Source organism: Neobacillus drentensis (genome assembly GCF_036966985.1).
In the GTDB taxonomy this organism is placed as follows: Bacteria; Bacillota; Bacilli; order Bacillales; family Cytobacillaceae; genus Neobacillus; species Neobacillus drentensis_E.
The window spans coordinates 1-8,456 of sequence record NZ_JBALSN010000115.1 but is presented as its reverse complement, the minus strand read 5'-3'; the positions used below and the strand labels follow the sequence as shown (position 1 = coordinate 8,456).

The 8,456-nt window shown below is 38.1% G+C and carries 6 protein-coding genes and 1 pseudogene; all 7 read left to right on the top strand.

Annotated features, from left to right (window positions below):
- The coding region (locus tag V7659_RS08005; RefSeq protein WP_335539283.1) for a LacI family DNA-binding transcriptional regulator at positions 1-1,064 on the top strand (1,064 nt) is incomplete at its 5' end.
- 72 nt (positions 1,065-1,136) lie between these two features.
- Positions 1,137-2,057: a carbohydrate ABC transporter permease gene (locus V7659_RS08000; protein ID WP_335539281.1), complete on the top strand. Its 921-nt coding sequence runs from the start codon at positions 1,137-1,139 to the stop codon at positions 2,055-2,057.
- A 61-nt stretch (positions 2,058-2,118) separates the two neighbouring features.
- Positions 2,119-3,009 (top strand): carbohydrate ABC transporter permease, encoded by an 891-nt coding sequence (locus tag V7659_RS07995; RefSeq protein WP_335453544.1) that lies wholly within the window; start codon positions 2,119-2,121, stop codon positions 3,007-3,009.
- A gap of 209 nt (positions 3,010-3,218) precedes the next feature.
- Entirely contained in the window at positions 3,219-4,499 is a 1,281-nt protein-coding gene (locus tag V7659_RS07990) for an ABC transporter substrate-binding protein (RefSeq protein ID WP_335453545.1), read from the top strand.
- 112 nt (positions 4,500-4,611) lie between these two features.
- Complete coding sequence (locus tag V7659_RS07985) at positions 4,612-5,904, top strand: amidohydrolase family protein (protein ID WP_335453547.1); 1,293 nt, start codon at positions 4,612-4,614, stop codon at positions 5,902-5,904.
- 5 nt (positions 5,905-5,909) lie between these two features.
- Entirely contained in the window at positions 5,910-7,946 is a 2,037-nt protein-coding gene (locus V7659_RS07980) for a hypothetical protein (RefSeq protein ID WP_335453549.1), read from the top strand.
- A gap of 79 nt (positions 7,947-8,025) precedes the next feature.
- Positions 8,026-8,456: pseudogene (locus V7659_RS07975) on the top strand (aspartate/glutamate racemase family protein); the annotation flags it as partial.

The window sequence follows — 8,456 nt, the reverse complement described above, 5'->3', positions numbered from 1 at the left end:
TTAACCGGAAATTCTCCGCGTATCAATTCTCATACCTTCACGAAAATCAAAGCGCTCGACAAGTTTTGTCCGTAAGAACTTGTATTACTGACATTTTCTCCTGGCGCTTGATTGCTAAAACAGCCCCAAAAAAAGAAACAGAAGAAGCTTTAAAAAAAGCCATTAAAGAATTAAATTACCACCGCAATGAAAATGCCAGAAGATTGGTTGTCAGTAAGACACAAACAATAGGAATTGTGGTTGACAGTATTGCCAATATGTTTTATTCGTCCATTTTTAAGGGGATTGAAGAAGTTGCAAAGGAAAATGGCTTTAATTGTGTGTTTTACAGTATGACTTCCAATAAATACACAGAGTCTTATTTTCAAAACTTAGTTTTTGAGGGTCATGTAGATGGGATCATCTTAATTAGTTTCGTGAAAAGAGATATTAAAGATCTTTTGGAAATAGCAAATGCAGGGATTCCTGTTGTTGTTTTTGGTGATACAGCCGGAGTTAAGGATTTGGTTTCTGTCGATGTGGATAATTATTTTGGGATATCAGAGCTTGTTCGTTATCTCAATCGAATTGGCCATCAAAAAATAGCTTATATTTCAGGTCCAGCAGACGCTGCTGCAACCCAATGCCGCTTAGCCGGATACCTCGAAACGATGGAACAATTAGGATTAGCTGTTAATCCAGAGTGGGTGGTGCCAACAAATTGGTCAAATGAGGACGGATATAATGCTATGAATCATCTATTAACGATTGGCGATTTCACGGCTGTTTTAGCTTCAAATGATGAAACGGCAATTGGGGCATTAAGGGCAGTACAGGAACGAGGCTATAATGTTCCGACCGACCTCTCCATTACGGGATTTGATGATATCACACTAGCAAGCTGGACTTACCCGCCCTTAACAACTGTAAAACAGCCATTCTTAGAAATGGGGAAAAAAGCAGCGTATGAATTATTTAAGCGCATGGAAAATTCTGAGGAATACATTTCAGAACGTCATTTGTTAAAGCCAGAACTAATTATCCGGGATTCATGTAGAAAAATATCAGATCCGGTTATGAAATAAGTGTTACGGGTAAGGCAATCCATTAATTTAGTATAAAACTAGATTGATAGATTGGTACATATGGAAGGAACATTGGAGGAACAAAAACGTTTAAAAGGCTGTGAAAAAATGAAGAAATCTTCTATGAACAAATCCAAATATGGTTTTTATTTTGTAGTTCCGTTTTTCGTTTCATTTTTTGTTTTTGGCTTAGCACCAATTATTTACTCTCTTTATTTAAGTTTTACGAAGTGGGATGGTTTCTCCGATCCTGTATTCGTCGGATTGGCAAATTATTCACGCTTAATCCATGATACATTCTTTTATAAGGCGATTGGGAATACGTTAATAATCTGGGTTTTATCAATTATTCCACAATTGATTCTAGCCTTAGCCTTAGCAATGATCCTTAATGAAAAATTTATTAAGGGAAAGCATTTCTTTCGAGCGATTTACTACTTTCCAAATATCATCACACCTGTAACGCTTGGAGTGTTGTTTAGTTTAATGTTTGATTGGCAAACAGGAAGTGTAAACAAACTTTTAATGAGCATTGGACTAATTGATGGCCCGGTAAACTGGTTTAATAGCCCTTGGCTTTCAAGAATTATTGTAGCAGGGGTTATTATGTGGCAGTATTTTGGTTTCAACATGTTAGTTTTTATCGCAGGCCTTCAATCCATACCAGAGGAATTATATGAAGCTGCTGAAGTAGATGGAGCATCAAAATTTACAATCGCTACAAAGATTACCTTACCATTATTAAAACCGGTCCTGTTATTTACCTTTATAACTTCAATTATCGGTGGTTTGCAATTGTTTGACGCGCCATTAATGCTAGGCAATGGTCCGGAAAACTCCACGCTGACAATGGTTATGTACTTATATCAAACAGCGTTCAAAAACTTCGATTATAGTTATGGAGCAGCAATCGCATACGCAATCTTTATTATCATCTTAATCTTCTCATTGATTTCGATTAAGTTTTCAAAAATGAACAAAGTGGAACAGTAAGATAAGGAAAGAGGAAGAAATGCAGGAGCGCTTCGGCGAGGAATTGGAAAGGAGACCCTTAATGATAGCTAACAACGGTATTGCTGATAACGTTTCAATTAATGAAGTGAAAACGAGAAAAGAGAGAAGCATTAGTAAATATGCAGGTAAATTCGCAGTATATTTCTTATTGCTACTAGTCGCATTCACGTGTCTGGTTCCCTTCTATAGTATGATGGTCACTTCGACCCACGCGAATTCAGATATTGCAAGGAAACTGCTTCTTCTTCCAGGTTCTGAGTTTATAGAAAACTATAATCGTTTGATTGATACGGTGCCGATTTGGAGAGGCTTTGCTAATACGCTGTTTATAACGATTACTTCAACAGCACTGAATCTATACTTCTCGGCACTAGCTGGTTATGGATTTTCAAAATTTGACTATAAAGGGAAAAACATTCTGTTCCTTGCAGTCCTAGGGACGATGATGATTCCGGGGCAATTAGGAATCATCGGCTTTTTTAAACTTATGGACTCATTCCATATGTTAAATACCTATTGGCCGCTTATTCTTCCATCCATTTCAAATGCATTTGGAATCTTCTTTATGAAACAGATGTGTGATTCAAGCATTCCAACAGAAATTCTCGAATCGGGCAGAATTGATGGGTGTGGTGAAATAAAAATATTCCACCGGTTAGTGCTTCCATTGTTAATGCCGGCTGTAGCAACACTTGGAATCTTTTCTTTTATTGGAAAGTGGAATGATTTCTTAACACCAATGATTATTCTTTTTGATAATGACTTGCAAACATTACCAGTCATGATAGCCAGTGTTAAATCTCAATTTTCAACAGACTTCGGAGCCATGTATGTAGGGATTGTCATTTCAGTTATACCAATCTTAATCTTCTTCTCTATCGTTTCTAAGAAGATTATTAGCGGAGTTACTGCGGGGGCACTAAAAGGATAATGATTATTAACCTTGTTGGAGGTGTTGTCAGAAAAAGTCATCATGGCAAGTACATTCTTCAGTGAAGGCTGGAACTCCTCCACTGAAGAAATGCTTACCTTATCAATCTTTCATAGGTGTAAAAGAATTGACGGTCTTAGCCACCTAAAGAAGACGATAAGAAAAACATTAGACCTTCATTATATCAAAAAAAGGAGCTGTAAATCTATATGAAAAAGTGGCTTTCTATCTTATTTGCTTCTGTTCTTGTTCTATCATTATTTGCTGGCTGTTCAAAAAGTGAGGAGACTGCTTCAGGCAGTACTAATAAAGATAATAATAAAGTTGAAGGTAAATTAACTATTTGGACCTTCTTTGGTCAAGTCGAAGATATGGCCAAAGAATTTGAAAAGAAATATCCGGATGCAGAAGTTGAAGTGAAAATCTTCCCTGGGGATCAATACCAAACGAAGCTATTAAATGTCCTTCAATCAGGCAGAGATGTCCCAGATATTTTTGACTTAGAAAGAGGCTATATTGACAAGTTTATCAATTCTAAGTTTGCCACAAATCTTTCAGATATGGGTGCGGAAGACCTTGTAAAAGACTATGTACCATATGTACAAGCATTAGGAAGAGATGCTAAGGGCGATGTAAAAGCGATATCTGATCACTCTTCACCAGGTGCTTTCTGGTATATCAAAGAAAATGCAAAGAAATACCTAGGAACAGATGATCCAGAAAAAATCAGTGAAATGGTCGATTCCTATGACAAAATTATTGAGTTAGGTAAGAAAGTAAATCAAGACAGTAACGGAAAAGTTCACTTAATTTCCCATTTTGGTGATATCTATAACATCGAAGCTTATAATACTAAGCCATGGGTTAAAGATGGAAAATTAACAATCAACACCGCTTGGAAGAAAAATTATGAATTACAAAAAGAAATCTTTAATAATGATGTGGATGCAAAATTAGAATTCTTCTCTGCCGGCTGGGGTAATGCCATTAATGACGGAAGTGTTGTGTTAACTGCAATGCCAGCTTGGGCAAGCTTCATGGTAGATAACAAAAATGATAAGGCAGTAGATAAGTATGGTGTAGCAAGAACTCCAAAAGGGTTTTACATGGGTGGAACATACCGATCCATTTATGAAAAATCGCCGAACAAAGACTTAGCTTATAAATTCATTGAGTTTATTGCCAGCAAAGAATGGCAGCAGCATAACCTTGAAGTTACAGGAAATATGCCTGGATTATTATCAGTATATAAAGACAACTTAGATACTTATAAATCTCCAATGTTTGGCGATCAAAATGTATTAAAACCATATTACGATACGGTTAAAGATATTCCTGGCTATAAGTCCGATAAATATGGAGAAGAAGTGTTAAGCAAATGGAGAAAAGTAGCAGGTCAAGGAATAAAAAATAATGAAGATATTGACAGTGTCATTAAGAAATTCAAGAAAGAAGTTAAGAACACATTCCCAGAACTTAAGGTAGATTAATAGTTTGTTGTTAAGAAGAGGATGACTTAAAAATGAAATGGCAGCCCCCTGCGGCTCTATGTTGTTTGAAAAAACGAAATGGAGCGGTTCTATGGGAGGGGGGCGTATTCTTTTGAGTCATCCTTTACTTTTGGAAGGAGCAGCACCTGTGAGTAGTATACATGAGGAAATAAATAAAATTCGCATCATCGATGGCCATGAACACATTGACCCGATGGAGATTCGAAAGAAAAATAAAGTGGATTTCTTTGGTCTGCTTCATTATTTAGAATCAGATTTAATCATTGCAGGAATGCAACGAGGATTGTTAAGCGTAAATTCACCATTAACTGTTGAAGAGAAAGCGGAGCAATTTTTGCTATTTTATCAAAAAACCAAAAATACAACTTATGCTCGGTTATTAAAAACAGCAGTCCACGATTTATTTGGTATGGATGACTGGTCTGTTAATGGGATATTAGCATTAAATGAAAAAGTATTAGCAGCTACAGATGATGATACCTGGTATAGGAAAGTATTGAATGAACAATCGGGAATTGATTTAGCCATTACATTGCCTTTTACAACCAATGTTGATTTTTCCCTTTTCCGACCTGTCATGTTTTTAGACTTTGCCTTTAAACTCCGAACAATTAAGGATGTACAGGTGATTGAGAGACAGACTGGAAAGCATGTTCAAACATTCCAGGATTATCTTCATGCTGTGGATGCCTTATTAAATAAATATGTGAAAGAAGGAATGGTTGCTGTTAAGTTAGGCCATGCCTATTGGAGGACGCTAAAAACACTTAAGCCAACCTTTCATGAGGCGGAACTATGCTTTAACACCCTGCTTTCTTCTATTATAAATGAACCCATGTCGCAAAGAGAGTCGGTTGTTTTACAAGATTACTTAATACACCACATTATTCAATGCTCCATCAACTATGAATTACCAATTCAAATTCATACAGGGCACCATGAAACCAGTGTTTCGGGCAATGGCAATATTATTACTAACTCGAAGGTAACGGATTTAATTCCGCTCTTAGCAGCCTATCCGGAGGCAAATTTTGTTCTATTGCATTGCGGAATCCCGTACCACCAGGAATACCTGAGTATTGTAAAAAATTACACAAATGTTTATGCAGATTTTACTTGGGTATATGCCATTTCTCCAACGATAGCCAAGCAAATTTTGCACCAAATGATTGAGATGGTTCCGCAAAATAAGATTTTCGGTTTTGGCGGGGATTACAACTTTGTTGAAGGAACGTATGCACATCAAAAGCTTGCACGTAAAATCGTGGGTGATGTTTTAGTAGAAAAAGTGCAAGATCAACTATTAACAGAAAAAGAAGCAGTCGAGTTTGCTAGAAGAATTTTTAGAGAAAACTTGATTGAACTTTACAAACTAAAGGTGTGATTGCAGTGGGTACATTTATTAACATACTTGAGAACGAGAAGAAACAAACGGGAATACAGGTCTATTCCTCGGAACGAAAGAGTGGAAATGCATTCCTTCAATTTGACTACCTTCTTGATATATATAATGAAGAAAACACCATTGAAAAAATTAAAATCGACCAAGTCGAAGAAATTGTTGGAGGTTACCACATTTCGGGTCATGGAGAGTACTTTTCTGTTGAATCGGAATGGAAGAATGTTCAATCTGGATGTGGCTTTATCCAAGTTAATCTAAAGGTTACCTATAAAAAAGATACGTGCGATAGTTACGGTTTACAGGTTACTGGCGATTTAGCAGGCAGCGGAAAGCCGACTTGGATGATTCCTGGTGCTTTTTATAAAGAAAATCGTTTTGAGCATAATACTCGAAAATATCCACGATATGATTACAGGGATGGCAATCATGAGGAGATGGTATCAGATCATTGGTCCTTCCGTTCGGACCGTTCCGCTCTTCCAGCTGTTTTTGCCTGGAATGATGAAATGTGCGGTGCACTTTGTGTAGAAGAAATGAGTGAACTGGGGCTAACTAGTCTGGGGTTCAAAGGAAATGATTCTACCACATCTATCTGGGTTAATTTTCCTTATAAAGAAGAACCCGTTACGTTTGTTGGTGAACCGATTCCAGAGCCAAAGGATATAACCCTGTACACATTTAAGCCAGGGGAAACGGTTCATTTACAATTTAAAATTTATACAGCTTCACCAGATTTACATTCATATGATCCATTTGTCCGTGAAATGTACAGGCAGCATCAACAAGAGTTCTCCTTAAATCCCTGGATGGGGCTTGAAGAGGCATCAGAATTAACAGCCCATGGTTTATATCGTTGGCACTATATGCCCGAACACAGCATTTTAGCTGAAACGGCTGCGTTTGACCGTGAGTTTAATAATAATGTAAAAGGTATGGGTGACCGTCCCCATATGCATGTGGGCTGGGTCAGCGGTGCACCATATTCTTACGCCCTGCTTACCTATGGCAGGAAAAATGGTCATCAACCATATGTAGATGCCGCCATTGATGTAATGAACAATATTGCTTCCGCGCTTGCTCCAAGTGGAACATTCTGGGCGTCATGGGTCCTCGGTAAGGGATGGGGAACTGGTTGGAACCCAAAGAATACCTGGCTGCAGGCCAGAACAATCTCTGAAGCAACTTTGTTTTTGGTGCGTGCCCTAGCCTTTGAAAAGGAAGCAGGGGTAAGTCATCCAGATTGGGAAAAAGCAGTCCAATCCAACCTAGATTTCGCCGTGAAGCATCAGCGTTCCGATGGTAATTTCGGATCCTATTACCACTTTGAAACAGGTGAGGTTGAAGAATGGGATGGAGCAGGAGGAATTTTATGGATTGCTTCACTCCTTGAAGGAAGTAACTTTTTTGAAAAAGAAGAGTATCGGCTTGCGGCAGAAAAGGCGGGGCATTATTATGAACATTTCGTGCTGGACGAATACATTTACGGGGCACCAGAGGATGTTCATTTAACACCAACTTCTGAAGATGCTTATAATGCTGTGGTTGCCTATGTATTACTCTATGAAAATGACAAAAACGAAAAATGGTTAAAGCTTGCCAAACATGCGGCTGATTGGTTAATGACCTTCCGTTGGACATACAATCTTGCCTTTCCAGAACACACATTTCTGCATCAATATGATTTTCGTTCACGTGGTGCGGATCAGGCATCACCTTCTAACCAGCATTTACATAATTATGGGTTATTCTGTGTTCCTGAGATGCTTCGTTTATGGAAGTACACAGATGATTCCTATTACTTAGACCGGACACGAGATCATATTGCTTGTTTCCTGCAGTTTATTGCAAGAAAAGATGGCGATTTTAATGCTTACAAAGGGATGGTTACTGAGCGTTTTTATAATACAAATTGTTTTCAGCCAAAAGGAATGATGCTGACATTATCACATTCTTGGTGTGTAGGCCTCGTGTTATATGCCACCCAGGAAGCCTTACCTTTTAACCACTCATTACAGTTGTCATAATCTGAAAACTCAAATTTTCCATCTTGGCTTCCCATGATGGTTAATTTTGTTACTACTATTTAAATGGAGGAAACTTGGTATGAAAAAAAAACTTGCGATTATTCACACGACTCCTGTTACGATTGAGCCTTTAAAGGAGTTAGCCGTAAAGAAGATTGGAGATTGCGAGATTATTAATCTGGTTGATGACTCCATCCTGCCGCAGTTAAGCAAAAATGGCGGAAATATACAGGAAATAGCCCATCGCTGGGAAAGTTATGCAAAGGTTGCGGAGCAGCTTGGGGCGGACTGTATTTTAAACGCATGCTCTTCGATTGGAGAACTTGTTGCTTTTACACAACCAAAAGTTTCTACACCGATTGTTCGGATAGATGATTCAATGGCAGAATTCGCGATCAACGCAGCTGAAAAAATCGGGGTAGCAGCTACGTTGGAAACTACACTAAAGCCTACCTTAGCGTTGTTAAAACAAAAAGCGGGGGAGAAAGGGAAAGCGGTTGACTTTGAACC

Bases quoted from the DNA above. Each gene is read 5' to 3' on its own strand.
- V7659_RS07995 (WP_335453544.1), top strand. From the start codon at position 2,119: ATGATAGCTAACAACGGTATTGCTGATAACGTTTCAATTAATGAAGTG.
- V7659_RS07990 (WP_335453545.1), top strand. From the start codon at position 3,219: ATGAAAAAGTGGCTTTCTATCTTATTTGCTTCTGTTCTTGTTCTATCA.